Source organism: Sphingobium sp. TomTYG72, assembly GCF_055394715.1.
This window is the reverse complement of the sequence record NZ_AP027336.1, coordinates 303,843-329,062: the sequence shown is the minus strand read 5'-3', so window position 1 is coordinate 329,062 and position 25,220 is coordinate 303,843. Positions and strand designations below refer to the sequence as shown.

Genomic DNA, 25,220 nt, shown 5'->3' with positions numbered 1-25,220 from the left:
TATGCTCTGGAGGATGAAGCCATTTTTGCTATCAATGGCTTATGCGTGAACCCAGTGCCAGAACCAGTCGGCTCGCCATAGCCGCAGGGTTAGCCGCTTTCATCGCCATCGGCGCGGGCGGTTTCCTGCTGGGCCGCGCCACCGCGCCAAAGGCTCCGCCCCCTGCCCCCACGCCGGTGGCCGTCATCCCGCCGCCATTCCCGGTCCAGCCGCAATTGCCGCGCCTCTGGGGCCGCGCAGAGATAGCCGACCTCACCCGTCGCGCCGCCGACGCCCTGTCATCGGGCAAGCCGCTGCCGGATGACATCGCCGGGGCCGTGGGTCAGCGGTTCGATCTCTCCCTCCCCTTCGGTTGCTCGGGCGCTGCGGAAAAGGACAGCTCCACCCCCATGCGCTGGCGCTATGATGAAGCGGCTGGCGTGCTCCGCGTCCATGTCATGCCGATTTCGTGGCAAGCCGCCGATTTCGGACTCCCCACCGAAGGGGAAGGCCATGATGCCGAGGGCTTCTGGATGCAGCGACCCTGGTCGACCAGCGACGAATGCCCCGCCCCTGCAAAAGCCACCGCGCCCGAACCGGACGGAACCACGCCCACGCCCGACCAAAGCCTGGCCCTCGCCCAATTCGGCCAGAATGACGGCAACGACCTATGGCGCCACGGCCGTCCCTTCGAAAAGGTGCTGCGCCTCGCCCCTGAAGACTTCACCCCCTCGCGCGGGCTGAGGCTCCGGCTCATCGGCCGCATTGAACGCGTGCCCGGAAACGGCCCGGTCCACTGCGCCCAGCCGCTTGGGATCGAACAACGGCCCGTCTGCGTCCTCGCCGTCACCCTGCGTGAAGTCCGCATGGAAATGCCGGGCGCGGACGCCCCGATCGCCATCTGGGAAAATCGCAGCACCAGCGGTTAAGCCGTCCGTCGCAACGCCATGAACCATCCCCTCCCCCAAGTGTTGGCCGGGAAAAGGAGATGCGCCATGCCCGACACCCCATCCGACAATCATGAAGATATGATCCACGAAGACGGCTTGCCCGGCCACGAAAGCAAGCTGGAACCGAAGCCCGAATGGGAACCCCGCTATCCCGGCTCCGGCCGCCTCGAAGGAAAAGTCGCTCTCATCACCGGCGCGGACAGCGGCATCGGCCGCGCCGTCGCCGCCCTCTACGCCCGCGAAGGCGCCGACGTCGCCATCCTCTACCTGTGCGAACATGACGACGCGAAGAAAACGGCGCAGATCGTGGAAGCAGAAGGCCAACAGGCCCTCACCATCGCCGGAGACATTGGCGAAAAATCCTTCTGCGACGACGCCGTCAAACAGGTGGTCGACCGCTTCGGCCGCCTCGACATCCTCGTCAACAATGCCGGGGAACAGCATCCCGATCAGGACATAACCGACATCAGCGAGGAACAGCTGCGCCGTACCTTCCAGACCAACATCTTCGGCATGTTCTTCCTGACCCAAGCCGCCCGCCCGCACCTCAAAAAAGGCGCGACAATCGTCAACTGCACCAGCGTCACCATGTATCAAGGCTCATCGGAACTGCTCGACTATTCAAGCACCAAGGGCGCCATCACCGCCTTCACCCGCAGCCTGTCGGAAAATCTCGTGAAGGACGGCATCCGCGTCAACGCGGTCGCTCCCGGCCCCATCTGGACGCCGCTCAACCCATCCGGCGGCGCAAGCCCGGAAAAGCTGGAACATTTCGGCGAATCCACCCCCATGGGCCGCCCCGGCCAACCCAATGAAGTCGCCCCCGCCTTCCTGTTCCTCGCCTGTGAAGACAGCAGCTATATGTCCGGCCAGGTCCTCCACCCCAATGGCGGCACGATAGTGAATGGATGAACCTCTCACAAAAATCGCTCCCCACGACTTGACGCTACGGACCCTAGGCCAAACGACAGTTGCGCAGCGCGCCGTCATCCGACAAGTGAATCCGATGGCAGAGGAACGCTTTGAATTTGTGGCAGGACACAAGCCCGGGACGCTGCGAATCGTCTTTCGAGGCTTTTGGGATGACGATGCCGTGGACAGCTATCTCGCGGCGCTACGGCAACGCGCCGCTATGACCGCCAGACCCTCACCGATCAACCGCGTCCTGCTCGATATGAAAGCATGCACCGTTCAATCCCAAACTGTCATGAACAGCTTCATGAAGATCATCACCAACTATGCCGCCCAGATCAGCGAATATGGAGTCCTTCTCCCCGAATCCGCTCTCCTCAGACTGCAGATGGAACGACTGATGCGAGACACCCCAGCGGTGTTCTTCAGCGAGGAAAGCCAAGCCCTGCAATGGCTGGCATCCTGAGTAGAGCAGGGGAAGCGCCCGAGAATAGCCTTCCCAAATCCTCCCTGCGCGAAGCGTGGGGAGGGGGACCAGCCGCAGGCTGGTGGAGGGGAAAATGGCACGACCTATGAGATTTTCCCTCCACCATCCGCTTCGCGAACGGTCCCCATCTCCCGATGGAGAGGATGAATGCCCCCAAACCACCCACCTCCGTCATCCCAGCGTTCGCTGGCATGACGCAATGGGGACCGTCGGCTAGCGACCAAAATCAGACGTTCCCCTCCCGCAGGCGGGAGGGGCTAGGGGTGGGTGCGAGCGGAGCGAGCTTCCGGGCAAGCCTTGGAATGAACTTCACTAAAGTTGCGCTAGCCCACCCCCGGCCCCTCCCGCCTGCGGGAGGGGAGAAAGTCCGTTATCCACCCATCGTTGCTATTCGGCCTCCTCGTTGCCGAACACGCGGTGGACTAATTCCCAGAATAACGCTGTGCCCATTACACCTGCTGCCGCAAGGGGTTGGCCATCGAATACCAACCAGCCTGCCAATGCGAGTGTGGAAACCCAAAGCGCGATAACCCATGGCTTCGTCATACGTCCGGCCTACAGCGAATTGCGTCAGCTTACCATTATGTCTGGCTCAACAGCGGACCATCTCCTTTCCACCCATCCAAAATGACGAACTGGCGCGCCCGTTACAGGATGTACCGCATCCTCAATGGCAAACAGTCCATGTCGCTCGTAGAAGCGATGTGCTGCAAGGTTGGTGGCAGGAGTACGCAGTGTTAACCCAGCAGGAAGTTGCCGCTTCGCTTCGTCAAGCAACGCTGCGCCAATACCTCGACGCTGCGCCTCGGGCGTCACGAACAGCTGATCGAGAACGTTGTCTTTCGGAATGGTGGCGAGAAGACCAACAATCTTCCCCTCAACGACGGCAACCTTCAAGCTCCACCCGTCCGCAAGACTGCTGATGATTCGACCGACTAGACTGTCTGGCTGATCGAGGATGGGCGCTCCCCCGTCCATTTGACTAGCGCTTTCATACCAGATAGCGGCTATAGCCTCATAATCTTCCGGCTGAGCAGTTCTTATCTCCATGGCCCTATGCTAGCGGGATGACTGCTTCTCCTCCAGTTTTCCATAGTGCCATCCCCGCCACCCCCAAAAAAGCAACAGCGCCACGAGCCCCGCCCGCAGCGCGGTCACACCCTCACCCCTCACCCCTCCACCGGAAGAGCGCCCGGACCTCAGTTCGCCTTACTCATATCCACCTTCTCCACCCACTCAGGGTAGAAGGTCGGCTCCCGGTTAGACCACCCGACAGCCGTCGCCGCAGCCTCACTGATCGACTGCAACAACGCCCGGCGCTTCTCCGGATGGAGATGCGGCAAGCTCGCCGCCGCGCAGAACGCCCCCGGCAACCACGGCCTGGCCCCCGCCCCCAACAGCCGTTCATACAAAAACCGATAGGCCGAAAAGCTGCTCAGTCGATCCTGCCCCAGATCAAAAGCGGACACGGTCACCAGCGGCGCCATGAACGGCTCCATCTGATCCAGCCCGCTGTCGTCGGGCACCCGCGCCTTGATCTCGTCCAGCCGCCCATAAATGCGGGCCTGCGCGCGGATGCTCGCTTCCTCCACCATGTCGCGCGACCATAGCTTCATGGCGTCACGACGGTGAAGGCCGATATCCAGCGATCGGCGAATATAGCGCTGCGTGGCAGACGGGAAACTGGCGAATTCGCGCAATTCCGCCAGGGTGATTGCCCCGTCAGCCGGTCTTGCATTGGTGCCCATGCTCTTGCCCTCCGACTTCAAGTCGATCAGCAGAACATGCGCTCAACATGGTTACTGTAAGATTAAGCGCCGGTTCTGCCGACAACCACAGGGAATCACGTTTCTTTGTGCGTCGCAACATGTAATTTTTGTGAATGCGCTAAATAGAAACGTTCCAGCTCCGAATCGGTTCTCTGTCAGCTGGTCAGAATGCATATTTTTGCAGGCCCGGATAAATCGGCAGGCCTTTTACTGCGCGCCCTGCCCCGGCAACGGCTCGCCCCGCAATTCCCGCGCAAGGTCAGGCCAATGCGACCGTCCCGCCGCGCTCGTCGCCGCCTTCTGCAACCCGCGATATTGGGCAAGCACGCTAAGCCCCAAATCCGTCAACACCGCACCCTCACTGGACGTCGCCACCAGCGGCGCAGACCAGCATCGGTTCATCACGTCCACCAGCATCCAGCACCGGCGATAACTCATCTTCAGCTTCCGACCGGCCGCCGAAATCGACCCCTCGCTGGCAATCGCATCCAGCAGGTCGGCCTTGCCCGGCCCCATGGCGATCTCGTCGCCACAATAAAGCTGTATCTTGATCTTCAGGGCCGGGCCGCTCATCCGCCCGTTATGGCATGGGCAGGCCGCCCCGCCAATCGCTGCGTCAGGTTCGCCGTTCCAACACCGCGCCGATCATGCTGCGCCACACGGCAACGTCGCCCGCCTGCGCCATCTGCTCATCAGGCTCGCGCAGCGTGTGCAGGATGGCATAGGCATCATCCAGATAGTTTTGCCAGCTCGCATCCACCGCGCCCGACGCATGGGGATCATCGCCCTCGCCATTCAGGCTCAGCTGGCGTCCGGCCAGCACCCGGGCAATGCGTTCGATCGCGGGAGTAGCGGAAGTCGGCATCAATAAGGCTCCTCTCACCTTGCAGCGTCGTGCGCTTGGCGAACCGCCCGGCCACCGCCGATCCGGTTCGCCTCGCCCTTGGATCATATCACCAATATCGCCGCCGTCTATCGCCCAGCCTTCTCATCCTCATCTTCTTCTTCGTGGAATCCCGACGAAGGAACCGGGTCGCCATGGTCGCCCGGCTTGGTGGCCGATGGCGGATCGGACGCATCCATGCTGTCCATCAACCCTTCCTCCAGCTGCTCCTCGGGGGTGACGGCATGGTCCTGCGCATCGGTGGGGCGCTCATCATGCGCTTCTTCACGGCTGTTGGGACGGATATCGGTCTTCTCGCTCATCTTGCTCTCCTCGGCGCAGCGAACGTCGCGCGCCACGCAGGATCAACGGCCAGTCCTGATAGCCGGTTCCAAACCAGCATCCTCCGCCGAACGGGTGCAAGCAGGCCATCGGAGGAACCAGACATGAGAACGCCCCCGGCGCAAGGGATGGCCGGGGGCGTATCCGGGATGCTGTCGGGCTATCCGGGATCTCTCATATCTACAGAAGCCGAGACGCCACCGCCGCAGCTTTGCCGTCGCGACCCTTATACACCCGATCGGTTAATATCGCTCTATCTTTCGGCGACCCGCCGCTTGCTCGCGCTGAAAAACATAGGCCGCTTGCGGGCCGCCACCTGCTATCCCATATCCGCGCCCAATAGCCCGGCAACGACCTTGCCCCCAAAGAACAAATCTGGAACAACACGCCCCATGAGTCTGACCACAATTTCCGTACGCGGCGCGCGTGAGCACAACCTCAAGGGCGTGGACGTCGATCTCCCCCGCGACAGCCTGATCGTCATCACCGGCCTGTCCGGCTCAGGCAAGTCGTCCCTCGCCTTCGACACCATCTATGCCGAAGGACAGCGCCGCTATGTGGAGTCCCTCTCCGCCTACGCCCGCCAGTTCCTCGAAATGATGCAGAAGCCCGATGTCGAGCATATTGACGGCCTCTCCCCCGCCATCTCCATCGAGCAGAAGACGACCAGCCGCAACCCGCGCTCCACCGTCGCCACCGTCACCGAAATCTACGACTATATGCGCCTCCTCTGGGCGCGCGTCGGCATCCCTTACTCCCCCGCGACCGGAGAACCGATCTCCGCCCAGACCGTCAGCCAGATGGTCGACCGCGTGATGCAGTTGCCGGAGGGAACCCGCTTCTACCTCCTCGCCCCCGTCGTCCGCGGCCGCAAGGGCGAATATAAGAAGGAGCTGCAGGAGTGGCAGAAGGCTGGCTACACCCGCGTCCGCATCGACGGCGAAATGTACCTGATCGAAGACGCCCCCGCCCTCGACAAGAAATACAAGCATGACATCGAAGTGGTGGTGGACCGCCTAGCCGTGGACGCCGACATGGGCACCCGCCTCGCCGACAGCTTCGAACAAGCCCTAAAACTCGCCGATGGCCTGGCCTATATCGACCTAGCCGACGGCACAGTCGACTCCCTCTCCCCTTCAGGGGAGAGGGCCGGGGAGAGGGGAGCAACCCCCGGCAAAATGAAAAACGCCGGCATCCCCGAAAACCGCATAGTCTTCAGCGAAAAATTCGCCTGCCCCGTCTCCGGCTTCACCATCCCGGAAATCGAGCCCCGCCTCTTCTCCTTCAACGCCCCCCAAGGCGCCTGCCCCGCCTGCGACGGCCTCGGAGAACGCCAGTTATTCGACCCCGAACTAGTCGTCCCCAACGAAGCCCTAACCCTCAAAAAGGGCGCCATAGTCCCCTGGGCCAAGTCCAACCCACCCAGCCCCTACTACATGCAAGTCCTAGGCTCCCTAGCCAAGGAGTTCGGCTTCAACCTCGAAACCCCGTGGCAAGACCTCCCCCCAGAGGTAAAAATCATCATCCTCCACGGCACCGCAGGCAAACCCGTCACGCTAAAGTTCGTAGACGGCAAAAAATCCTACGAAGTCAAAAAACCCTTCGAAGGCGTCATAGGCAACCTCAACCGCCGCCTGCTCCAGACCGACTCCGCCTGGATGCGCGAGGAACTGAGCAAATACCAGACCGCCATGCCGTGCGAGACCTGCCACGGCGCCCGCCTCAAACCCGAAGCCCGCGCCGTCAAGATCGCGGGAGAGGACATCTCCATGTCCACCCGCCGCAGCGTGGTGGACGCGCTCGGCTTCTTCTCCACCCTCCCCGCCCAGCTCAACGACCAGCAGAACCAGATCGCCAAGGTCATCCTCAAGGAAATTGTCGAGCGCCTCGGCTTCCTCAACAATGTCGGCCTCGATTATCTGAACCTCGACCGCACCAGCGGCACCCTGTCGGGCGGCGAGTCCCAGCGCATCCGCCTCGCCAGCCAGATCGGCAGCGGCCTGTCGGGCGTCCTCTACGTCCTCGACGAACCCAGCATCGGCCTGCACCAGCGCGACAATGACCGCCTGCTCGTCACCTTGAAGCGCCTGCGCGACCTCGGCAACACCGTCATCGTCGTGGAGCATGACGAGGACGCGATCCGCATGGCCGACTATATCGTCGACATGGGGCCGGGCGCGGGCGTCCATGGCGGCACCATCGTAGCCCAAGGCACCCTCAACGAACTGCTCGCCCACCGCGACAGCCTGACCGCGGATTACCTCAACGGCACCCGCCGCATCGAAGTCCCCACCAAGCGCCGCAAGGGCAATGGCAAGAAGCTCACCGTCCACAACGCCCGCGCCAACAATCTGCAGAACGTCACGGCCAGCATCCCGCTCGGCACCTTCACCTGCATCACCGGCGTGTCGGGATCGGGCAAGTCCAGCTTCACCATCGACACCCTCTACGCCGCGTCCGCCCGCACCCTGAACGGCGCCCGCATCGTCGCAGGCCCGCACGACAAGGTCACCGGCCTTGAACATTGCGACAAGGTGATCGACATCGACCAGTCGCCCATCGGCCGCACCCCCCGCTCCAACCCGGCCACCTATACCGGCGCCTTCACCAACATCCGCGACTGGTTCGCCGGCCTCCCCGAAGCGCAGGCGCGCGGCTACAAGCCCGGCCGCTTCAGCTTCAATGTCAAGGGCGGCCGTTGCGAAGCCTGCCAGGGCGACGGCGTGCTCAAGATCGAGATGCACTTCCTCCCCGACGTCTATGTCACCTGCGACGTCTGCCACGGCGCGCGCTACAATCGCGAAACGCTGGAGGTGAAGTTCAAGGGCCACAGCATCGCCGACGTGCTCGACATGACGGTCGAGGACGCGGTCGAATTCTTCAAGGCCGTCCCCCCCATCCGCGACAAGATGGCGATGCTCGCCGAAGTGGGCCTCGGCTATATCAAGGTCGGCCAGCAGGCCACCACCTTGTCCGGCGGCGAAGCCCAGCGCGTCAAGCTCGCCAAGGAACTCTCCCGCCGAGCCACCGGCCAGACCCTCTACATATTGGACGAGCCCACCACCGGCCTCCACTTCGAAGACGTCCGCAAACTGCTCGAAGTCCTCCACGCCCTGGTCGAACAGGGCAACAGCGTGGTCGTGATTGAGCATAACCTGGACGTCATCAAGACCGCCGACTGGATCATCGACATGGGGCCAGAGGGTGGCGTCAAAGGCGGCGAAGTCGTCGCCGAAGGCACGCCGGAAAAGGTCGCGAAGAACGCCCGGAGCTTTACCGGGCGGTACTTGGCGCCGTTGTTAGGGTTGGAGGCTGTGGCGGCGGAGTGAAGATATTGAACGGGAACTGGCTCTATCTGAAATGAGAGCGCCACTCCCTCAATATGCCACGATATCTCAGTCTGAAGCTATCTTCCTCAGAACCCTCCAGTGGAAACTTGTCGATGGAGAATGTTTCTCCTCGGATGACATCCAATATTCGCATGTCTCGAATATCCAAGTCAGGCAGCGCCTTACTCATAAGCCACAATCCCAATCGAGCCGCTGCGGGCGTGAGAGCTGGTTTTTCAGAGAAATAAGGATAAATATACCTATGCCTGTCTTCGCCTAATTGCAGAGACAAAAGGTTCTCTACTTTTACCACACCCTCTATCTCTTCAAAGCCGAAGCTCGAATTTATCGAGCGCGGCAGCTCCGAAATTGGTTCATTTATCCAGCGACGGTTCTCATTCCACCATGCCAAGAACCCTTTCTGAAGCAGAGGATAGAGTCGCTTACGGCGCCAGTTTTTCTCCACGAGATCTTCCACCTCGTGTCGAAGGTCGCATTTGTTCGCAGCGTGCCCTTTTGCCGCTTTCCAAAACGGCATTTGAAAATGGCCTCCCCCACCCGTGGGGCCTTCGTCACGCTTTCTCATTTCCTCCCGCGCATCCTTCCGAATAGCCGTAGATCGGTGCGCTTCCTTCAACACAAACAATCTCAGTAGCTTATTCAGGTGTATGCGGTCCAAAGCCATAGATTCCCCCATTGACCATAGGGAACATACATAGGTTATATTGGGAACAAAAGCGGGAAATCATTAAGGAGGAGTGCCACCAGTTACACAGATGATGCGCTCACAGGTGCGTGACCCAATGCTTTTCTGACACTATAGCAATAGGCAAGCCAGAATCACGAAGATCACACGCTTTTATTATCTTATTTCCAAACGAAGAATGCTTCCAAGATTCCGTGGCATAAAGACCTATCACAAGAAAATTGGTATTCTTTGTCAGGCCGCCGCATAGCCCCCCTCGTTCTACCACCGCCTCTTCACAGTATTTACGTTGTCCAAAATTAAACGTCCCGGTGAAGCAGTAGATTTTGTCTTCAAACGACATCACGGGGGCTGGATTACAAAGTGGCAAACTGGTTGATTTCAAAACTTCACCCAGTTCAAAGTCTCGATCGCAAAACTGGTTCAAAGTGTCGAGCAAATCGCGCGATTCCTCAGCATCAAGCGTCCCGTCCTGCAGCATCGCTGTAACACGATCATAAAGCGTCCGAATAACCGGCTGGTCGCTGATACCAAGATTGGCGGCGAGCCATTTCTGCAGAAACTCAGCTTCAGCCTGATTCACCTGGCCGTCCGCTGCCAGCCCTCGCGAAATGCCGATCAGTTCATCGACTTGACGAGACGAAATACGGTCGCCGCTCACCCTGTTGTAAAATGCTTCGTCCTTCATTGGTGTCCCCTCGATCAAATCAAATGACAGCATAACTTCGACTTGCTCTCAACCCCCGCCTCCGCAACCGCTCCATTTGCGACATTCCGAATCTCTGATACATAGCCTCTATGACTAAGTTCACTCCCATCGAGTCCGAGTTCGCGACGTCTGAGGATGCCGCCGCCCATGACGCATGGGTGCGCGCCAAGGTTGAAAGGGCGCTCGCTTCCAAAAAGCCTCGCATCCCCCACGATCAGGTGATGGCGAAGGCACAGGCGATCATCGATAAATATAAATGACCCTTCCCCTCGTCTGGAGTGACGAAGCGGAAGCCGATCTGCTCGACATTCTCGAATATATCTCGGTTCGTAATCCGTCGGCCTCGCAGCGGCTGCACGAAGCCATAATCTATGCAGCCGAACGCCTGCCCGACCACCCCTATATTCACCGCCCCGGCCGCATACCCGGGACACGTGAGGCGGTAGTGCATCCAAATTATATTCTCATCTACAATATCTCTGTCCACGCCATTGAAGTGCTCACCCTCATACACGCTCGCCAGCAATATCCTTGAGGGGACGACAAGGAGCGCACCGATGACCGACAAACTCGAGCGCCCCGTCATAGACATGGCCGAACTTGGCGCCCGCATCGCCCGCCGCCGCGCCGAACTCGGCATCACCGACGCCGACATACCCCGCAACAGCGGCCTCCGCCGCACCGCCTCCAAAAAGGCGCTGCTCAAAGCCATCAAGGACGCTGGCGGCAACTGGTAACCCCTCACACCACCGTTCCCATTTTGTTCTGTCCTACAACCCCTCACCTGTTATACCCTCCCGGGCAAACCCTCCCATAAAAAGGAGCTTGCCGCCCATGTCCTATCACTTCTCCTCCCTCCCCACGGCCGCCGATCAAGTCCGCGCCGACGGCTGGAGCCCCGCGCGCCAGCGGCTCTTCCTTGAAACCCTGGCCGCCACCGGCATCATCCGCTCCGCCTGCGACGCCGCGCAGATCAGCACCCGCGCCGCCTATGCCTTGCGCATCCGCCGCGACGGCGCGGCCTTTCGTCTCGGATGGGACGCGGCCATCCTCATCGCCCGCGCGCGCCTTGCCGACGAACTGCTCGCCCGCGCCCTCACCGGCCATGAGGAAGTGATCCGCAAAGACGCCGACGCAGGCGAAATCACCCGCCACCGCCACGACAACCGCCTCGCCATGTCGATGCTCTCCCGCCTCGACCGCATGGCCGACAACCCGCCGGAGGGCTCCGACGCCGCCCTCGCCCGCGTCGTCGCGCAGGATTTCGCCGCCTATCTCGACATGCTCTGCCCGCCCGAGCAAGCCGAAGCAGCCCACCCCGCCACGCCGGAGCGCCGCGAAGAAGCCCTCCCCGATCCCACCCTGTCCGACAGCATCGAAGCCACCGCCACCGCCCTCTCCCCCGGAGCCTCCGCCGCGCTCTTCATCGCCGCGCGCATGGCGCTGCATGAGGGGAAAAAGGCCGATCCCCACCCCTCTCATGAACGGTGTGAACTTCGCCCTCAAATCGTCGATCGCGCCACCCTTCCACCCGACGAAGCCGCCGCCCGCCTGCGCGGCGCATGGTGGGATGAGGAGCGCGAAGCCTGGCGCACCGACTATCCCGCCCCGCCCGGCTTCGACGGCGAAGAAAGCGGCACCATCTACGACATAGACGCTTACGAACGCGCCCTGACCCCACAGGAAAGCGAAGCCCTGTCCGCGCTGGAGGAAGCCCAACGCCGCCCCTATGAAGCCGCCGCCGCCCGCGCCCGCGACGCCTTTTTCGGCTTCGCGGCGCTGGAAGAGGCCGGGTGATGGGAGGGGCAGGCCGAGCAAGCAAGCCTGCGGGGCGTACGTCTCTTCTGCCCTACAACCCAACCTCCGTTCGGGCTGAGCTTGTCGAAGCCCTTCCCTTCTTCTTCTTCCCAGAAGGAAGTAGAGCCCTTCAACAAGCCTGTCCTGAGCCTGTCGAAGGGCTCAGGGCGAACGGAAGTGGGGATTGTCCCGTGACAAGCCCAGGCCGAACCGGAACCAGCCCCTCCAACCCCTCCCGCCAAGCCTCCACACGCCCCGCCCTTGCAATTTCCTCCCCCAAGCCCCACATAGGCCGGGCTACAGTCGCAAATCGACGGTCTTTCGGCGCTTTGCGGCACCAAACTTCCTTCTTTCCCTGCCCCTCTAGCGACCGGTCCGTCCACGCTGGACAGACCGTACGAACGAAGGAACTACCATGAGCATCACCGGAACCGTCAAATTCTTCAACGCCGACAAGGGCTATGGCTTCATCGCCCCTGACGACGGCACCCCCGACGCGTTCGTCCACATCACCGCTGTCGAGCGCGCTGGCCTGGCCACGCTGCGCGAAAAGGACCGCGTGACCTATGATCTGGAACAGGATCGTCGCGGCAAGATGGCGGCCGTAAATCTTCAGCACGCTGAATAAGCCATGCTGACCGTCCGGGCGCCGTTTCCATGGCGCCCGGGCACTATCTGACAAAGGAGCGCTTATGACGCACCCCGACTATCGCGCCCTCGCCGCCCAGGCTCGCAACGAAGCCCAGGCCGCCACCCTCACCAACGTCCGCGACCGGTGCCTCCGTTCGGAAGCGACCTTCCTCGCCATGGCCGAACGCCAGGACCTCGCCGACCGCAACCGCGCCCGCCGCGAAGCTGCCTCAGCCGCCGCGCTTGCACAAAGCAGCGCTGCCAACGCCTGAAGCATTGCTGGCCGGGCACACCCGGTCATGCCCCCTGCCGAGGCGATCGATCGACAAGGCTGGGAAATACGCACCGGGAAAAACACGCGGATTCCTGCGGCTCTGCCCTGTGACATCACCGCCCCGACGGCCCGCCCCTCCGGCACATCGCCACAGCCGCTCATCTTGTCGAATACTCCAAAGCGTCCGGAACCCGACGCCTCCTGACCGGTTATCTCCGCGACCCTGACAGGAACATCCGGCAAGGAGCTAGACGCAATGATCCGCACTCTGATTTTCGGCGCCATCGCAGGTTATGTCGGCAAAAAGCTGTATGACGAAGGCAAGCTGACCGAGTTCAAAGAAGACCTCGTCACCCGCTATAACAAGGCCCGCGACGACATCTCGAACCGCACCAGCAGCTCCACCAGCAGCACCCTCGGCGGCAGCAACATGCCCCCGGCGATCACGCCCACACAACCGCGCCACACGACGTCGGGCTCGCCCCTCGCCAGCTGACACGCGGCCGACACTTTTAAAATCCCAATCCGGCGGCTTATCCCTCTGGCCGCTGGCCACCGCCCGCCCGGCCCGCGTTTCCCCCCTTTCGCGGCGCCGTGGCGGGTGGACTATTTCTGCTCACCTCTCTCCACAAAGCCGTTCCGCCCACGCAACTTACCCCGATTTGAAGGGTTGTTACGCAACCGGGGGGCCAAAGAATAGGAGAGTGACTGATGCGCACCCCGATAATCGCCGCTGCCTTGCTGGCCCTGCCGCTGGCGGCCTGCACCACCGATCGCTACGGCGACCGCTATGGCTACAACCGCCCCGCAGGAGGCTATTACGGCCGGGTGATCACCGATGACGACTATATCTACCGCGACAATGACGGCCGCTATTATTGCAAGCGCAACGACGGCACCACTGGCACGATAGTCGGCGCAATCGCGGGCGGCGTTTTGGGCAACATCATCGCCCCCGGTGGCTCAAAGACGCTCGGCACCATCCTCGGCGCAGGCGGCGGCGCAATCGCGGGCAACGCCATCGACCGCAGCAGCGTCCGCTGCGAATAAGAAAAAGGGCGCGACCACCGGCCGCGCCCTCTTCACTACCTTTACGGAATGTGACTTCCGAAGCCTTACAGCTTGCCAGTCAACTCCGGCACAACCTTGAACAGATCACCGACCAGGCCGATGTCCGCGACCTGGAAGATCGGCGCATCCTCGTCCTTGTTGATGGCGATGATGGTCTTGCTGTCCTTCATGCCCGCCAGATGCTGGATCGCGCCGGAAATACCGACGGCGATATAGACCTCAGGCGCCACGATCTTGCCGGTCTGCCCGACCTGATAATCGTTCGGCACATAGCCCGCATCAACAGCAGCACGCGAAGCGCCAACCGCCGCGCCCAGCTTGTCCGCCAGCGGATAGATCACCTCTTCAAAGGTCGGCCCATCCTTCAGCGCACGGCCACCCGACACGATGATCTTGGCCGAAGTCAGTTCCGGACGCTCCTGCTTGGCGATCTCAGCGCCAACGAAGCTCGACAGACCCTTGTCGCCTGTCGAGGCCACAGCTTCCACCGCGCCCGAACCACCCTCGCGAGCCGCCTTCTCAAAAGCGGTGCCGCGCACGGTGATGACCTTCTTGGCGTCCTTAGACTTGACGGTCGCGATCGCGTTGCCCGCATAGATCGGGCGCGTGAAAGTGTTTTCGCTCTCGACCGACAGGATGTCGCTGATCTGCATGACATCGAGCAGAGCCGCGACGCGCGGCGCGATATTCTTGCCGTTGCTGGTGGCAGGCGCGACGAACGCGTCATGGCTGCCCATCAGTTCGACGATCAGCGGCGCGACATTTTCGGCCAGCGCATGACCAAATGCCGCGTCGTCAGCGACATGGACCTTGCCCACGCCAGCGATCTTCGCGGCAGCTTCACCCACGCCGCCGACGCCAGCGCCAGCGACCAGCAGATGCACTTCACCCAGCTTCGCAGCGGCGGTGACGGCGGAAAGGGTCGCGTCCTTGACGGCGCCGCCCTCATGTTCAACCCATACCAGAGTCTTCATGCTGCAACTCCCAGAGCCTTGAGCTTCGCGACCAGTTCATCGACATCGGCAACCTTGACGCCAGCCGAACGCTTGGCGGGCTCGGTGACCTTCAGCGTCTCCAGACGCGGCGAGATATCCACGCCATAATCGGCGGGCGCCTTCGTCGCGAGCGGCTTGCTCTTCGCCTTCATGATGTTTGGCAGCGAAGCATAGCGCGGCTCATTGAGGCGCAGGTCGGTGGTGACGATCGCGGGGATGTTCAGCTTCACCGTCTCCAGGCCGCCATCGACTTCGCGGGTCACGCTGACCTTGTCGCCCTCAACCTCGACCTTCGATGCGAACGTGCCCTGCGGCAGGTTCAGCAGAGCCGCCAGCATCTGGCCGGTCTGGTTGCTGTCATCATCGATCGCCTGCTTGCCCAGGATGATCAGGCCAGCGCCTTCCTCTTCCTGCACCTTGGCGAGCAGCTTGGCGACGCCCAGCGGTTCGACTTCATCGTCGGTCTGGATCAGGATCGCGCGATCCGCACCCATCGCCAGCGCCGTACGCAGCGTTTCCTGCGCCTTGGCGACGCCGATCGACACCGCGACGACCTCGGTCGCCACGCCCTTTTCCTTCAGACGGATGGCTTCCTCGACCGCGATCTCGTCGAACGGGTTCATGCTCATCTTGACGTTCGCCAGATCGACGCCCGTGCCGTCCGCCTTCACGCGCGGCTTCACATTATAGTCAATGACCCGCTTCACGGGCACAAGGATCTTCATCGCAACATCCTTTCGTTTCACGCCATCGCCCGCATATGCGGACAAGGACGCAGGCGGCCCCTAAAGACCGCCTGCGCCCCATGGTGTTCGGTTAAAGTGGCTTGGAAATCAGGCTGCCTTCCTCACTTCCGCCACGATCTTCTTGGCCGCGTCTCCCAGATTGTCCGCCGGGACGATGGCGAGGCCGGACGAGGCCAGAATGTCCTTGCCCTGCTGGACGTTCGTGCCTTCCAGGCGAACGACCAGAGGAACCGACAGGTCAACTTCCTTGGCGGCGGCGACGATGCCCTCGGCAATAATGTCGCACTTCATGATGCCACCGAAGATGTTGACGAGAATGCCCTTCACCGCCGGGTCCTTCAGGATGATCTTGAACGCCGCAGTCACCTTTTCCTTGGAAGCGCCGCCACCGACGTCCAGGAAGTTGGCGGGGAATTCGCCGTTCAGCTTGATGATGTCCATGGTCGCCATGGCGAGGCCTGCGCCGTTCACCATGCAACCGATGTTGCCGTCCAGCTTGATGTAGGCGAGGTCATATTCACTCGCTTCGACTTCGGCCGGATCTTCCTCGGTCAGGTCGCGCAGTTCGGCGATGTCCTTGTGACGGAACATGGCGTTGCCGTCGAAGCCAACCTTGGCGTCCAGCACCAGCAGGTTGCCCTGTTCGGTCAGAGCCAGCGGATTGACTTCGATCTGCTCGGCGTCGGTGTCCAGGAACGCGGCGTAGAGCGACGAGGCGACCTTGGCGGCCTGCTTCGCCTGATCGCCGGTCAGACCCAGAGCGGCAGCGATCGAACGGCCGTGGTGCGGCTGGAAACCAGCTGCGGGATCGACGGTAAAAGTGTGGATCTTTTCGGGGGTCGAATGAGCGACCTCTTCAATGTCCATGCCGCCTTCGGTCGATACGACGAAGGCGATGCGGCTGCTGCCACGATCGACCAGCAGCGCGAGGTAGAATTCCTTCGCGATGTCGGCGCCGTCGGTGATGTAGAGGCGGTTGACCTGCTTGCCCGCTTCGCCGGTCTGGATGGTGACCAGCGTGTTGCCGAGCATGTCGGTGGCGTGGGCCTTCACTTCATCCAGGTTGAAGGCCAGGCGGACGCCGCCCTTCGCTTCAGGAGCCAGTTCCTTGAACTTGCCCTTGCCACGGCCACCAGCGTGGATCTGCGACTTCACGACATAGAGCGGCCCGGGCAGCTTCTTGGCGGCTTCGACGGCTTCTTCAACGGAAAAAGCGGCGTAACCGGCGGCGATCGGCGCGCCATATTTCGCCAGCAGTTCCTTCGCCTGATATTCGTGAATGTTCATGGGCCTGGCCCGTCCTTTCGCCTGAAAAGCTGTTGGAGGGGCTAAAGCACAGGCGCCGAAGCTACGCCAGACTCATTTCGCAAACCAACTTTGCAAAATTGCAAAATCACTTCCCTGAATCGCGTTCAATTCACCACTTCCTTCATTCAATAGCGCAGACGATCGCCGCCTTGCTCGTCACCATGAATGTCTCCGGATCCTCCAGCGCCCGCACTTTGTAGAGGAATCGATCAACCGTCATCTCCCCCATGTGCGACTTGCGGAGCGACGCCAACGACTGCAACCGCCGCAGCTGCACCAGACTTAGCCGGTCCACCATCCGCTCCGCCATGCACCCGGCCATCCGCGGCGAAAGCCCCGCCTCGATCAGCCCCGCACGCGCTTTCGATTCGGGCGACACCGTCGCGCAGGAAGACAGCAGCAAAGCAGCGGCAGGCAAAGCGAGCGCAAAGGCGCGAATGGATATGGTCGTCATGCGCGCTTCATGGCAATCAGAGCCTGAACACAGGGTAAATGGGCCGCCACGGGGACAAGACATGGACAAAATTTTCGGAGCCTTCGCGCATCGCGTCGCCAGCTGGTCCGGGCAGCCTCTGGCGTTTATATTGGCGTCGGCCACCATCATCGGCTGGATCGCGACAGGCCCGATCTTCCATTATTCCGATACTTGGCAGCTCATCATCAACACGGGCACGACGATCGTGACCTTTCTCATGGTCTTCCTGATCCAGAACGCTCAAAATCGCGATGGGTCGGCGATCCAGGCAAAGCTTGACGAACTCATTCGCGCCGTCGGCGATGCCCGAAACGACTTCATCGGCATCGAACATCTGACAGAAACCGATCTTGATCGCCTGAAAGCTATGCTGGAAAGGGAATATGGCAGCGAAGAAAGCCACCACCAGTCAATAGAGCGGCTGATTCAGCGGCGCTGACGAGCGCCGCCGCCATCAGTGCGCGGTTCTCACCAGGCGAACATTCTCCTCGCGATATGCGACGATCTGGTCACTATAGCCACGAGCGAGCCCCTCATAGGCGGCACGCCCCTTTTTGGAATGGCTCATCTGTGCTCGTATCAACGATACCTGCTGCCTGTGCAGGAGGTAATTGACATCCATATCTCCGGTCATTCAAGCCCTCCTACCTATCGTTGATGAGACTGGTTGGGGTGCCGCGACTCTTTAGACGAGTCGTCTTTCCGGCAGTAGAGATGTTAGCACCGCCGCGTCAGCGAGGCCATTCCATCCAACGCACTGCTGGAGCAACTTGACGGAAATCGCGCCCGTTCGGAGCCTTCAGTGAATAGCCAAAGCTTTCCGCCCTGCGCAAAAAATATGCACGAGGGCTATGAAATCCCATGGTAATTTGCCAATGCGCCTCGGCTTGCAGGGGGCATTTCAACATGGCGCAATCGCTGACGGCGGTTCTGGCGATTATCTATCATGAGATTTTATTGTTCGCCGTGGTGGGACTGGCCATTGGCGGGATCGACGATTTTCTCGTGGATGTCCTGTTCCTGGGCCGCCGCTGGTGGCGAAACATAGCGGTCTATTCTCGCCACACACGGATGACGACGGCCACGCTGCCCGCCTCTTCAAAGCCTGGCAAGATAGGCATCTTCGTTCCCGCCTGGGGTGAAGCGGACGTGATCGGCCCGATGTTGCGCAATGCGCTCAATCAATGGTCTGTCGGCGACTATCGCATTTTCGTCGGTGTCTATCCCAATGATCTTGCCACCTTGGCGGCCGTCAACGCGATCGCGGACCAGGACGATCGTCTCGTCGTCTGTATCAACGACCGCCCGGGTCCCACGACCAAGGCGGACTGTCTCAACCTCCTCTGGCGCGCCATGCAGGAAGAGGAGGCGCGCGTCGGCAGAATGTTCAAGGCCATAGTCTTGCATGACGCCGAAGATGTCGTCCATGCCGACGAAGTCCGGCTGTTCGATGTGATGATCGATCGTTTCCAACTGGTTCAGTTGCCGGTTCTTCCACTCACCGGAGAAGGCGGTTGGTGGGCACGCTCCATCGCCAATCATTATTGCGACGAGTTCGCCGAGAGCCATGGGAAATATTTGACGATCCGCGAAGCTATGGGTGCGTCGGTTCCGTCCGCCGGAGTTGCCTGCGCATTCGAACGACTGACACTTGAACGGCTCGTCAATCCGGCGAACGGGGGTCCGTTCGACCCCGCTTCCCTCACGGAAGATTATGAAGTCGGCCTTCGGATCAAGAATATGGGCGGGCGCGGCGTTTTCGTGCGGATGCGCGATGCCGCAGGCGAGCTTGTCGCCACGCGTGAATATTTTCCGGACAGCCTGGACGGCGCCGTCCGCCAGAAAGCCCGCTGGATGGTCGGAATTTCGCTTGCTGGTTGGGACCGCATGGGCTGGCAGGGCGGCCCCACCGAATGGTGGATGCGCATCCGTGACCGGCGCGCGGCGATCGCCGCTTTTGTTCTCTTCGCGGCTTACGTCGCCTTTCTGCTTTGGGGCTTGCTTTTCATGGCAAGCTGGTTCGGCCTCGAAACCGCTTACCAGCCATCCCCGTTCGTCGAATTGCTGCTCTGGCTGAACTTCGCTTTCATGACCTGGCGCGCCGCGATGCGGGCCATTTTCGTCGGCCGCAGCTACGGATGGATTTATGGGATCGGCGCGATCCCCCGTTCCATTCTCGCCAATCTGATTGCGATGCTTGCGGCCCGCCGCGCGGTGTTCCTCTACCTCCGCTCCCTGTTCGGAAAGCCGCTGGTCTGGGACAAGACGCAGCATCGCTTCCCCCAGCTTTAAAGATCAACATGACCAACAGCGCCAGCGGACGGCCGGTCCGCTTTTTCCTGGTGCTTATGACCGGCTGGGTGATTATCCGGGTCGCAAGCGCCTTGTTTGGAGGAAGCGCCGTCGCGCCCTTGCTGCCACGACCGATCCCGGTTGCGACAGCACAGCTGATGGGATCTCCTCCACCAAAGGTTGTGCCGGTTGTCGCCCCGTCAGCCCAATTGCGTGTCGCCAAATGGCCCGCAAAGAACGTCTTCGCCGCAGGGCCGAAAAACGGCATTATCCCTGCCTCTACCACTTCGCCTCAGGGCGCCACGGACGAGCCTGAAGACACGTTAGTGACTTTCGATCGGGAAATCGCAGAAGCCGCTGAGAGCCGCAGACCATCCACCTTTGTTCAGCCCGCCCCGCCCGCATGGTCGCTAACGCCCTCGAACGGCACCAAAGTGCGCCGCTGGCGCGGCAGCCTGTGGCTCCTCTGGCGCGACGGCAGCGCAAATCCGCAGGATCTTGTCACGGGCGGCAGGCTCGGCGGGTCGCAAGCGGGGCTCCGGCTCGATTATGATCTGACGCCAGCCAGCACCGGCCGCGCCGCCCTCTATGGCCGCGTGAGCCGCGCCTTCAATCGCCCCGCCTCGCCTGACGCTGCCGCCGGGATAGCTTGGCAACCTTCCAGATCAATTCCGGTCTCCATCGCGGCGGAGCGCCGGATCTCCCTGGGAGATGGCGCACGCAATGCCAATGCGGTGTTTGCGGTAGGCGGTTTCGGTCCCACTCCAATTCTGGGTGAATTGGAAGCGGAGGCTTATGGGCAGGCCGGTCTGGTCGGGTTCAACCGGCGCGACCTGTTCGCTGACGGCAAACTGTCCCTGCTCACGCCCATATCGGGGACGCCAGTACGCACCGGCCTCAGCGTATCGGGAGGCGCGCAGCCACGGGTGGAGCGCGTTGATATCGGGCCGGAGGTTCAGGTCCGTCTGCCACTCCCCCGCGTCGCATCGCGGCTCAGCATCGAATGGCGGGGACGCGTAGCGGGAGAAGCATCGCCCTCATCCGGCCTCACTCTCACCCTTGGCGCGGATTTTTAACGCGGAGCGGAGACGCGGCGCCTTTATCTTGCCATCCATTCGGCCTAACCCTGTAGGCACATGGATCTCTACCTGCCCATCGCCAATCTGTCGGTGAACGCGCTGGTGATCATTGCCCTGGGTGGTGTGGTCGGCCTGCTCTCCGGCATGTTCGGCGTCGGCGGCGGCTTCCTGACCACGCCCCTGCTGATATTCTACGGCATTCCGCCAACCGTGGCGGCCGCATCCGCCGCGTCCCAGGTAACTGGTGCCAGCGTATCGGGGGTCGTCACTCACATGGCGAGGGGCACCGTCGATTTCCGGATGGGCGGCGTTCTGATCGGCGGCGGCGTGATTGGGGCAGGCATCGGCGTGCTGCTGTTTCGGCTGCTCCAGTCCATAGGGCAGATCGATACGGCGATCGGCATCCTTTATGTCCTGATGCTCGGCGGCATCGGCATTTTGATGGCCAAGGAATCCGTTCAGGCCCTTGTCATGTTGAAGACAGGCAAACGCATGCAGGCCCGCAAGCGCCGCCATCACCCCTTGGTCGCTGCGCTGCCGATGCGGTGGCGCTTCTATCGCTCGGGGCTCTATATCTCTCCCCTCGCGCCATTGCTGCTCGGTGTTGCGACGGGGATACTGACGACCCTGCTGGGCGTCGGCGGCGGCTTCATCCTTGTGCCCGCGATGCTATACCTGCTTGGCATGACCACCCAGTCGGTGGTGGGCACTTCGCTGTTTCAGATATTGTTCGTCACCATGGCAACGACGATGATGCACGCCATGACCACGAAGGCAGTCGATCTTGTCCTCGCGTTGCTGCTTCTAGTCGGCAGCGTGACGGGCGCGCAGATCGGCACCCGCATCTCGATGACCGTTCGCCCCGAATATCTGCGTATATTATTGTCCGTGATCGTGCTGCTGGTCGCCGCGCGCATGGCGTTGGGTCTCGGCTTCCGCCCGGATGAGATTTACACGGTGGAAGTGCGTTGAGCCTGCGCGCCCGTCTCGCTCTTCTCCTCCCCCTCTCCACATTGCTTGGCGCGGCAGGGGAGCCGACGCTAGTCCCCGACGTCTCGCAACGGGAAGTGGAAATCCAGTACAGCTTCACCGGCGCCGACCTCCTGCTGTTTGGAGCGATCGTCTATCCCGACGGTCGTCGGCCCAGCAAAGCCGCAGACATATTGGTCGTGCTGAAAGGTCCCGACCAGTCCATCACCATGCGCGAAAAACAAAAGGTCGCTGGCATCTGGGTCAATGCGGACAGCGCCCGCTTCCGCTCCGCACCCAGCTTTTATGCGGTCGCCTCTTCCCGTCCAATCGCCAATGTTGTCGATGAACGGACGGCAGCCATTTACGAGCTGGGCGTGGACAAGTTGCAACTGTCCCCGTCCTCTCTCAATGACAGCGCCGAGCTTGATCGCTTCCAGGCCGGGTTGATCGATCTGCGTGAACGATCGGGATTGTTCGCCGAAAGGCCCGGCTCGGTGGAGATCACCGATGGAGTGTTATACCGGGCACGCATCCCGCTCCCCGCGCGCGTCATCGTCGGCGATTATACAGCGGAAACCTTCCTCGTGCAGGATGGGCGGGTCGTTGCCGCCGCCGTGCGCGACATCACCATCCGCAAATCGGGGTTCGAACGTTTTATGGCGGTCGCCGCCGAACGATGGTCCTTCTTGTACGGCCTTACCGCCATTTTGCTGGCGGTCGGCATGGGCTGGACCGCTGGAGCCGTCGCGCGGCGATTCTGACGGTTCAGGGCTTCAGGTCCACACGCTCGTCATCCGGGAAAAGATATTCCAGCAATAGGGAGCGATGGCATCCGTCCGCCTCCCGCTCAAAACACAGCAAAGCCGTGGGCCGCTCCCGCGCCATATCACGCAACTGTTCCGCCTGGACGATAGCTTCCGGAAGGTCGAGTTGCCCCGAATAAGTCTCCCGAAGTTTCGCATGATTGCCCTTGCGAGCCGCCTCCCGACCCTCGGCGGGCGTACCCAGCGCCTTCAGCCCGACATAATCGATCCCGGCCTCCTTCAACCCCGCCGCCAGAATGTTCTTGGAAAAGCCCGGCCGTCGCGACAGCGGAACCGCCCTTATGTCCGCCAGCAGCTTGACGCCCGCGTCCCTCAGCGCCGCTATCAGCTCGCCTTGCGTAGCCCCTTCATACCCGATCGTGAAAATCCGCATCCCATGCAGATAGGAAAGCGGACGGAACTTCCAAGCTTCCCGACTTGCCCTCTTTCCTGCCCTCGCCTAAAGGGTCCGTTCATGCCCGACATAACCGTTCCCCCCGCCTCGTCCGACCTGACCGGCCGGGCGTTGTTTCCGCATCGGCATCTTCTCTCCATCGCCGACCTGAAGCCTTGGGAAATCCGCTTCCTCCTGGATGAGGCGGAACATTGGGCGCGAACCAACCGGGGTAATGCGCGCAAGCATGACGACCGCCTGGCAGGAATGACGCAAATCAACGCCTTCTTCGAAAACAGTACCCGCACCCTGCTGTCGTTCGAGATTGCGGGCAAGCGTCTGGGCGCCGACGTTGTGAACATGCATGCCGGGCAGTCGAGCGTAAAGAAGGGGGAGACCCTGATCGACACGGCGATGACGCTCAACGCCATGGCCGCCGACGTTATTGTCATCCGTCATGCCAGTTCGGGCGCTGTTGCCCTGATCTCGGACATGGTGGACTGCCCGGTCCTCAATGCTGGCGATGGCTGGCACCAACATCCGACCCAGGCCCTGCTGGACGCCCTCACCATCCGCCGCCGCAAGGGAGGGTTTGAGGGTCTTATCGTCGCGATTTGCGGGGATGTGCTGCATAGCCGCGTCGCGCGCTCCAACATGCTCTGCCTCGCGGCTTTGGGCGCGCAGGTTCGCGCCGTCGCGCCACCGACCTTGATGCCGCCCGAGGTGGAGATGCTGGGCGCCACGCCCTATAATCGGATGGACGAAGGGTTGGATGGCGCCGATGTCGTGATGATGTTGCGCCTTCAGAATGAACGGATGGACGGCGCCTTCATCCCCTCGCCTCGCGAATATCACATGCTTTACGGCCTGACGCCCGAGCGGCTTGCCATAGCCAAGCCGGACGCATTGGTCATGCACCCCGGCCCCATGAACCGCGGTGTCGAGATATCGAGCGTGGTGGCCGATGATCCGAACCGTTCCGCCATCACCGAACAGGTGGAAATGGGCGTCGCCATCCGCATGGCCTGCCTGGATGTGCTGACCCGTGGCGCGCGCGGTGTGGAGGGTTGGGCATGAGCAAGCTTGCCATCATCAACGCGAAGCTGGCCGACCCCGCTGCCCGCGACGTCCACACTGGTGCGATCCTGATCGAAGGCGACCGGATCATCGCCTCGGGCAATGTCGATATGCCGGACGACGCGGAAAAGATCGATGCCGCCGGGCTGGTGGTGGCACCGGGCCTCATCGATCTGGGCGTGTTCGCTACCGACAAGCCCGCCTTCCACTTCGGCGGGATCACGCGGGCCGCCCTGATGCCCGACCAGTCCTCCCCGCTAGATGAGGCTGGCCTCATCCGTCAGGCCGCGCGCGCGGGAAAGCCCGATTTCTGGGTCCATCCGATCGCTGCCGCCACGCGGGGCCTCAAAGGGGGTGAGCTGGCGGAAATCGGCATGATGCAGGCAGCGGGTGCCAAGGCTGTTGCCACCGGACGCCAATGGATAGCGGATTCAGGCGTGATGATGCGGGTACTCGCCTATGCCTCCGGCCTCGGCCTGACGGTCATCACGCATGCCGAGGACAGCGGCCTCGCGGGCAAGGCAGTCGCAACCAGCGGCGAAACGGCGACCCGGCTGGGCCTGCCCCACGCACCGGCCTGCGCCGAAGCAATCGCGATCGCGCGCGACCTCATGCTGGCGAAGGAAACGGGCGCCGCCATCCACTTCCGGCTCGTGACGACAAAGGCGGGCTTTGACCTGATACGCGCGGCAAAGGCGGAGGGCGTAAGGGTCACCTGCGGGATCAGCCCGGCCTATCTTTACCTTGCCGACAATGCCGTCACCAACTTCCGCACCTTCGCGCGACTGTCGCCGCCGTTAAGGTCGGAGGATGACCGCAAGGCCTCGATCGTCGCGGTCGCCGACGGCACGGTCGATGTGATCACCTCCAGTCACGATCCCCGTGGCCCCGAGGATAAGAGGTTACCCTTTGCCGACGCTTCTCCCGGCATGGCCGGAGCCGAAACATTGCTTGCCCTGTCGTTGAACCTCGTCCGAGAAGGACATCTGTCGATGACGCGGCTGATGACGCTGCTCAGCGCCAATCCTGCCCGCATATTGGGCGTCGATGCAGGAAGCTTCGCGGCCGGTAGCGCCGCCGACCTCATCTTCATCGATCCCGATGCGCCATGGATCATAGATTCTGCAAAAATGGCGGCGCAGGCGGGCAACACGCCCTTCGATCGGATGCCGGTACAGGGCCGCACCCGCCGCGTGATGAAGGGCGGCATTTTCCTCTAAAGTTTCCTGCTTGCTCTCCCC

The 25,220-nt window shown here is 61.8% G+C and carries 32 protein-coding genes; 19 read left to right on the top strand and 13 right to left on the bottom strand.

The window, feature by feature from the left end; genetic code table 11:
- The first annotated feature begins 41 nt into the window (after positions 1–41).
- The 3 genes from ACZ5U1_RS01770 (at position 42) to ACZ5U1_RS01760 (ending at position 2,307) form a co-directional block, all read left to right on the top strand.
- Positions 42–908: a hypothetical protein gene (locus ACZ5U1_RS01770; RefSeq protein WP_464779113.1), complete on the top strand. Its 867-nt coding sequence runs from the start codon at positions 42–44 to the stop codon at positions 906–908.
- A 66-nt stretch (positions 909–974) separates the two neighbouring features.
- Complete coding sequence (locus tag ACZ5U1_RS01765) at positions 975–1,841, top strand: SDR family oxidoreductase (protein WP_464779112.1); 867 nt, start codon at positions 975–977, stop codon at positions 1,839–1,841.
- Positions 1,834–2,307, top strand: a complete 474-nt coding sequence (locus tag ACZ5U1_RS01760; RefSeq protein WP_464779111.1) for a hypothetical protein — start codon at positions 1,834–1,836, stop codon at positions 2,305–2,307. Before ACZ5U1_RS01765 ends, ACZ5U1_RS01760 begins: the two co-directional genes overlap by 8 nt.
- Positions 2,308–2,898: 591 nt before the next feature.
- Here the strand turns inward: ACZ5U1_RS01760 and ACZ5U1_RS01755 are convergent.
- The 5 genes from ACZ5U1_RS01755 to ACZ5U1_RS01735 form a co-directional block, all read right to left on the bottom strand.
- On the bottom strand, positions 2,899–3,378 hold the full coding sequence (locus ACZ5U1_RS01755; RefSeq protein ID WP_464779110.1) for an N-acetyltransferase family protein: 480 nt from the start codon (positions 3,376–3,378) through the stop codon (positions 2,899–2,901).
- 149 nt (positions 3,379–3,527) lie between these two features.
- Positions 3,528–4,076, bottom strand: coding sequence for a hypothetical protein (locus ACZ5U1_RS01750; RefSeq protein WP_196225515.1), 549 nt, complete (start codon positions 4,074–4,076; stop codon positions 3,528–3,530).
- Positions 4,077–4,304: 228 nt separating this feature from the next.
- On the bottom strand, positions 4,305–4,670 hold the full coding sequence (locus ACZ5U1_RS01745; RefSeq protein ID WP_464779109.1) for a winged helix-turn-helix domain-containing protein: 366 nt from the start codon (positions 4,668–4,670) through the stop codon (positions 4,305–4,307).
- A 43-nt stretch (positions 4,671–4,713) separates the two neighbouring features.
- The gene (locus ACZ5U1_RS01740; protein WP_464779108.1) at positions 4,714–4,962 is read right to left on the bottom strand and encodes a hypothetical protein; all 249 of its coding nucleotides are present in this window, start codon (positions 4,960–4,962) and stop codon (positions 4,714–4,716) included.
- A 107-nt stretch (positions 4,963–5,069) separates the two neighbouring features.
- The gene (locus ACZ5U1_RS01735) at positions 5,070–5,303 is read right to left on the bottom strand and encodes a hypothetical protein (RefSeq protein WP_464779107.1); all 234 of its coding nucleotides are present in this window, start codon (positions 5,301–5,303) and stop codon (positions 5,070–5,072) included.
- A 411-nt stretch (positions 5,304–5,714) separates the two neighbouring features.
- Here ACZ5U1_RS01735 and uvrA point away from each other — a divergent pair, with 411 nt between their 5' ends.
- Entirely contained in the window at positions 5,715–8,651 is a 2,937-nt protein-coding gene (gene uvrA, locus ACZ5U1_RS01730) for an excinuclease ABC subunit UvrA (RefSeq protein ID WP_464779106.1), read from the top strand.
- A 22-nt stretch (positions 8,652–8,673) separates the two neighbouring features.
- On the opposite strand, the gene ACZ5U1_RS01725 is transcribed toward uvrA, so the two are convergent.
- Complete coding sequence (locus ACZ5U1_RS01725) at positions 8,674–9,237, bottom strand: hypothetical protein (protein ID WP_464779105.1); 564 nt, start codon at positions 9,235–9,237, stop codon at positions 8,674–8,676.
- Positions 9,238–9,436: 199 nt separating this feature from the next.
- Complete coding sequence (locus tag ACZ5U1_RS01720) at positions 9,437–10,045, bottom strand: BRCT domain-containing protein (protein ID WP_464779104.1); 609 nt, start codon at positions 10,043–10,045, stop codon at positions 9,437–9,439.
- A 110-nt stretch (positions 10,046–10,155) separates the two neighbouring features.
- On the opposite strand from ACZ5U1_RS01720, the gene relB reads away from it, so the two are divergent.
- The 8 genes from relB to ACZ5U1_RS01680 all read left to right on the top strand — a co-directional run bounded on the left by relB (position 10,156) and on the right by ACZ5U1_RS01680 (position 13,817).
- Positions 10,156–10,326, top strand: coding sequence for a type II toxin-antitoxin system RelB family antitoxin (gene relB / locus ACZ5U1_RS01715; protein WP_464779103.1), 171 nt, complete (start codon positions 10,156–10,158; stop codon positions 10,324–10,326).
- On the top strand, positions 10,323–10,601 hold the full coding sequence (locus tag ACZ5U1_RS01710) for a type II toxin-antitoxin system RelE/ParE family toxin (RefSeq protein WP_464779102.1): 279 nt from the start codon (positions 10,323–10,325) through the stop codon (positions 10,599–10,601). Before relB ends, ACZ5U1_RS01710 begins: the two co-directional genes overlap by 4 nt.
- 22 nt (positions 10,602–10,623) lie before the next feature.
- Positions 10,624–10,803, top strand: a complete 180-nt coding sequence (locus ACZ5U1_RS01705) for a hypothetical protein (protein ID WP_464779101.1) — start codon at positions 10,624–10,626, stop codon at positions 10,801–10,803.
- Positions 10,804–10,900: 97 nt separating this feature from the next.
- Positions 10,901–11,863: a hypothetical protein gene (locus tag ACZ5U1_RS01700; RefSeq protein ID WP_464779100.1), complete on the top strand. Its 963-nt coding sequence runs from the start codon at positions 10,901–10,903 to the stop codon at positions 11,861–11,863.
- Positions 11,864–12,278: 415 nt separating this feature from the next.
- Positions 12,279–12,491: a cold-shock protein gene (locus ACZ5U1_RS01695; protein ID WP_449471421.1), complete on the top strand. Its 213-nt coding sequence runs from the start codon at positions 12,279–12,281 to the stop codon at positions 12,489–12,491.
- Between the two features lie 64 nt (positions 12,492–12,555).
- Positions 12,556–12,765, top strand: a complete 210-nt coding sequence (locus ACZ5U1_RS01690; RefSeq protein WP_464779099.1) for a hypothetical protein — start codon at positions 12,556–12,558, stop codon at positions 12,763–12,765.
- Between the two features lie 258 nt (positions 12,766–13,023).
- Positions 13,024–13,263, top strand: coding sequence for a hypothetical protein (locus ACZ5U1_RS01685; RefSeq protein WP_464779098.1), 240 nt, complete (start codon positions 13,024–13,026; stop codon positions 13,261–13,263).
- A 215-nt stretch (positions 13,264–13,478) separates the two neighbouring features.
- Positions 13,479–13,817, top strand: coding sequence for a glycine zipper 2TM domain-containing protein (locus tag ACZ5U1_RS01680; RefSeq protein WP_464779097.1), 339 nt, complete (start codon positions 13,479–13,481; stop codon positions 13,815–13,817).
- A gap of 65 nt (positions 13,818–13,882) precedes the next feature.
- Here the strand turns inward: ACZ5U1_RS01680 and ACZ5U1_RS01675 are convergent, their stop codons facing one another.
- From ACZ5U1_RS01675 to ACZ5U1_RS01660, 4 genes are all read right to left on the bottom strand, one after another.
- Complete coding sequence (locus ACZ5U1_RS01675) at positions 13,883–14,812, bottom strand: electron transfer flavoprotein subunit alpha/FixB family protein (RefSeq protein WP_464779096.1); 930 nt, start codon at positions 14,810–14,812, stop codon at positions 13,883–13,885.
- Positions 14,809–15,558, bottom strand: coding sequence for an electron transfer flavoprotein subunit beta/FixA family protein (locus ACZ5U1_RS01670; RefSeq protein WP_464779095.1), 750 nt, complete (start codon positions 15,556–15,558; stop codon positions 14,809–14,811). Before ACZ5U1_RS01670 ends, ACZ5U1_RS01675 begins: the two co-directional genes overlap by 4 nt.
- A 108-nt stretch (positions 15,559–15,666) precedes the next feature.
- Positions 15,667–16,866 carry an ADP-forming succinate--CoA ligase subunit beta gene (gene sucC, locus ACZ5U1_RS01665; RefSeq protein WP_464779094.1) on the bottom strand — a complete coding sequence of 400 codons (1,200 nt, stop codon included), beginning with the start codon at positions 16,864–16,866 and terminating at the stop codon, positions 15,667–15,669.
- 142 nt (positions 16,867–17,008) lie between these two features.
- The gene (locus ACZ5U1_RS01660) at positions 17,009–17,341 is read right to left on the bottom strand and encodes a hypothetical protein (RefSeq protein ID WP_464779093.1); all 333 of its coding nucleotides are present in this window, start codon (positions 17,339–17,341) and stop codon (positions 17,009–17,011) included.
- Positions 17,342–17,402: 61 nt separating this feature from the next.
- Between ACZ5U1_RS01660 and ACZ5U1_RS01655 the strand changes: the two genes are divergently transcribed.
- Positions 17,403–17,801, top strand: a complete 399-nt coding sequence (locus ACZ5U1_RS01655) for a low affinity iron permease family protein (RefSeq protein WP_464779092.1) — start codon at positions 17,403–17,405, stop codon at positions 17,799–17,801.
- Between the two features lie 15 nt (positions 17,802–17,816).
- Here ACZ5U1_RS01655 and ACZ5U1_RS01650 read toward each other — a convergent pair whose 3' ends face one another.
- On the bottom strand, positions 17,817–17,996 hold the full coding sequence (locus ACZ5U1_RS01650; protein ID WP_464779091.1) for a hypothetical protein: 180 nt from the start codon (positions 17,994–17,996) through the stop codon (positions 17,817–17,819).
- Positions 17,997–18,268: 272 nt separating this feature from the next.
- On the opposite strand from ACZ5U1_RS01650, the gene ACZ5U1_RS01645 reads away from it, so the two are divergent.
- From ACZ5U1_RS01645 to ACZ5U1_RS01630, 4 genes are read left to right on the top strand one after another with little or no spacing between them, the layout of a single operon-like run.
- Complete coding sequence (locus ACZ5U1_RS01645; RefSeq protein ID WP_464779090.1) at positions 18,269–19,654, top strand: glycosyl transferase family protein; 1,386 nt, start codon at positions 18,269–18,271, stop codon at positions 19,652–19,654.
- 8 nt (positions 19,655–19,662) lie between these two features.
- Positions 19,663–20,730 (top strand): hypothetical protein, encoded by a 1,068-nt coding sequence (locus tag ACZ5U1_RS01640; RefSeq protein WP_464779089.1) that lies wholly within the window; start codon positions 19,663–19,665, stop codon positions 20,728–20,730.
- 60 nt (positions 20,731–20,790) lie between these two features.
- Complete coding sequence (locus tag ACZ5U1_RS01635) at positions 20,791–21,705, top strand: sulfite exporter TauE/SafE family protein (RefSeq protein WP_464779088.1); 915 nt, start codon at positions 20,791–20,793, stop codon at positions 21,703–21,705.
- Positions 21,706–21,707: 2 nt separating this feature from the next.
- A complete protein-coding gene (locus tag ACZ5U1_RS01630; RefSeq protein ID WP_464779935.1) occupies positions 21,708–22,466 on the top strand; it encodes a TIGR02186 family protein in 759 nt (252 codons plus the stop codon).
- 4 nt (positions 22,467–22,470) lie between these two features.
- Here the strand turns inward: ACZ5U1_RS01630 and ACZ5U1_RS01625 are convergent, their stop codons facing one another.
- Positions 22,471–22,902, bottom strand: a complete 432-nt coding sequence (locus ACZ5U1_RS01625; RefSeq protein ID WP_464779087.1) for a DUF488 domain-containing protein — start codon at positions 22,900–22,902, stop codon at positions 22,471–22,473.
- Positions 22,903–22,983: 81 nt separating this feature from the next.
- On the opposite strand from ACZ5U1_RS01625, the gene ACZ5U1_RS01620 reads away from it, so the two are divergent.
- Complete coding sequence (locus ACZ5U1_RS01620; protein ID WP_464779086.1) at positions 22,984–23,979, top strand: aspartate carbamoyltransferase catalytic subunit; 996 nt, start codon at positions 22,984–22,986, stop codon at positions 23,977–23,979.
- Complete coding sequence (locus ACZ5U1_RS01615) at positions 23,976–25,199, top strand: dihydroorotase (RefSeq protein ID WP_464779085.1); 1,224 nt, start codon at positions 23,976–23,978, stop codon at positions 25,197–25,199. The genes ACZ5U1_RS01620 and ACZ5U1_RS01615 overlap by 4 nt, the downstream gene beginning before the upstream one ends.
- Positions 25,200–25,220 lie beyond the last annotated feature (21 nt).

Bases quoted from the DNA above. Each gene is read 5' to 3' on its own strand.
- ACZ5U1_RS01680 (WP_464779097.1), top strand. From the start codon at position 13,479: ATGCGCACCCCGATAATCGCCGCTGCCTTGCTGGCCCTGCCGCTGGCG.
- ACZ5U1_RS01625 (WP_464779087.1), bottom strand. From the start codon at position 22,902: ATGCGGATTTTCACGATCGGGTATGAAGGGGCTACGCAAGGCGAGCTG.
- ACZ5U1_RS01745 (WP_464779109.1), bottom strand. From the start codon at position 4,670: ATGAGCGGCCCGGCCCTGAAGATCAAGATACAGCTTTATTGTGGCGAC.
- ACZ5U1_RS01615 (WP_464779085.1), top strand. From the start codon at position 23,976: ATGAGCAAGCTTGCCATCATCAACGCGAAGCTGGCCGACCCCGCTGCC.
- ACZ5U1_RS01705 (WP_464779101.1), top strand. From the start codon at position 10,624: ATGACCGACAAACTCGAGCGCCCCGTCATAGACATGGCCGAACTTGGC.
- ACZ5U1_RS01640 (WP_464779089.1), top strand. From the start codon at position 19,663: ATGACCAACAGCGCCAGCGGACGGCCGGTCCGCTTTTTCCTGGTGCTT.
- ACZ5U1_RS01755 (WP_464779110.1), bottom strand. From the start codon at position 3,378: ATGGAGATAAGAACTGCTCAGCCGGAAGATTATGAGGCTATAGCCGCT.
- ACZ5U1_RS01725 (WP_464779105.1), bottom strand. From the start codon at position 9,237: ATGAGAAAGCGTGACGAAGGCCCCACGGGTGGGGGAGGCCATTTTCAA.
- ACZ5U1_RS01635 (WP_464779088.1), top strand. From the start codon at position 20,791: ATGGATCTCTACCTGCCCATCGCCAATCTGTCGGTGAACGCGCTGGTG.
- ACZ5U1_RS01685 (WP_464779098.1), top strand. From the start codon at position 13,024: ATGATCCGCACTCTGATTTTCGGCGCCATCGCAGGTTATGTCGGCAAA.
- ACZ5U1_RS01750 (WP_196225515.1), bottom strand. From the start codon at position 4,076: ATGGGCACCAATGCAAGACCGGCTGACGGGGCAATCACCCTGGCGGAA.
- relB (WP_464779103.1), top strand. From the start codon at position 10,156: ATGACTAAGTTCACTCCCATCGAGTCCGAGTTCGCGACGTCTGAGGAT.
- ACZ5U1_RS01655 (WP_464779092.1), top strand. From the start codon at position 17,403: ATGGACAAAATTTTCGGAGCCTTCGCGCATCGCGTCGCCAGCTGGTCC.
- ACZ5U1_RS01770 (WP_464779113.1), top strand. From the start codon at position 42: ATGCGTGAACCCAGTGCCAGAACCAGTCGGCTCGCCATAGCCGCAGGG.
- ACZ5U1_RS01720 (WP_464779104.1), bottom strand. From the start codon at position 10,045: ATGAAGGACGAAGCATTTTACAACAGGGTGAGCGGCGACCGTATTTCG.
- ACZ5U1_RS01740 (WP_464779108.1), bottom strand. From the start codon at position 4,962: ATGCCGACTTCCGCTACTCCCGCGATCGAACGCATTGCCCGGGTGCTG.
- ACZ5U1_RS01710 (WP_464779102.1), top strand. From the start codon at position 10,323: ATGACCCTTCCCCTCGTCTGGAGTGACGAAGCGGAAGCCGATCTGCTC.
- uvrA (WP_464779106.1), top strand. From the start codon at position 5,715: ATGAGTCTGACCACAATTTCCGTACGCGGCGCGCGTGAGCACAACCTC.
- ACZ5U1_RS01735 (WP_464779107.1), bottom strand. From the start codon at position 5,303: ATGAGCGAGAAGACCGATATCCGTCCCAACAGCCGTGAAGAAGCGCAT.
- ACZ5U1_RS01650 (WP_464779091.1), bottom strand. From the start codon at position 17,996: ATGACCGGAGATATGGATGTCAATTACCTCCTGCACAGGCAGCAGGTA.
- ACZ5U1_RS01660 (WP_464779093.1), bottom strand. From the start codon at position 17,341: ATGACGACCATATCCATTCGCGCCTTTGCGCTCGCTTTGCCTGCCGCT.
- ACZ5U1_RS01700 (WP_464779100.1), top strand. From the start codon at position 10,901: ATGTCCTATCACTTCTCCTCCCTCCCCACGGCCGCCGATCAAGTCCGC.
- ACZ5U1_RS01620 (WP_464779086.1), top strand. From the start codon at position 22,984: ATGCCCGACATAACCGTTCCCCCCGCCTCGTCCGACCTGACCGGCCGG.
- sucC (WP_464779094.1), bottom strand. From the start codon at position 16,866: ATGAACATTCACGAATATCAGGCGAAGGAACTGCTGGCGAAATATGGC.
- ACZ5U1_RS01695 (WP_449471421.1), top strand. From the start codon at position 12,279: ATGAGCATCACCGGAACCGTCAAATTCTTCAACGCCGACAAGGGCTAT.
- ACZ5U1_RS01670 (WP_464779095.1), bottom strand. From the start codon at position 15,558: ATGAAGATCCTTGTGCCCGTGAAGCGGGTCATTGACTATAATGTGAAG.
- ACZ5U1_RS01765 (WP_464779112.1), top strand. From the start codon at position 975: ATGCCCGACACCCCATCCGACAATCATGAAGATATGATCCACGAAGAC.
- ACZ5U1_RS01760 (WP_464779111.1), top strand. From the start codon at position 1,834: ATGGATGAACCTCTCACAAAAATCGCTCCCCACGACTTGACGCTACGG.
- ACZ5U1_RS01645 (WP_464779090.1), top strand. From the start codon at position 18,269: ATGGCGCAATCGCTGACGGCGGTTCTGGCGATTATCTATCATGAGATT.
- ACZ5U1_RS01690 (WP_464779099.1), top strand. From the start codon at position 12,556: ATGACGCACCCCGACTATCGCGCCCTCGCCGCCCAGGCTCGCAACGAA.
- ACZ5U1_RS01675 (WP_464779096.1), bottom strand. From the start codon at position 14,812: ATGAAGACTCTGGTATGGGTTGAACATGAGGGCGGCGCCGTCAAGGAC.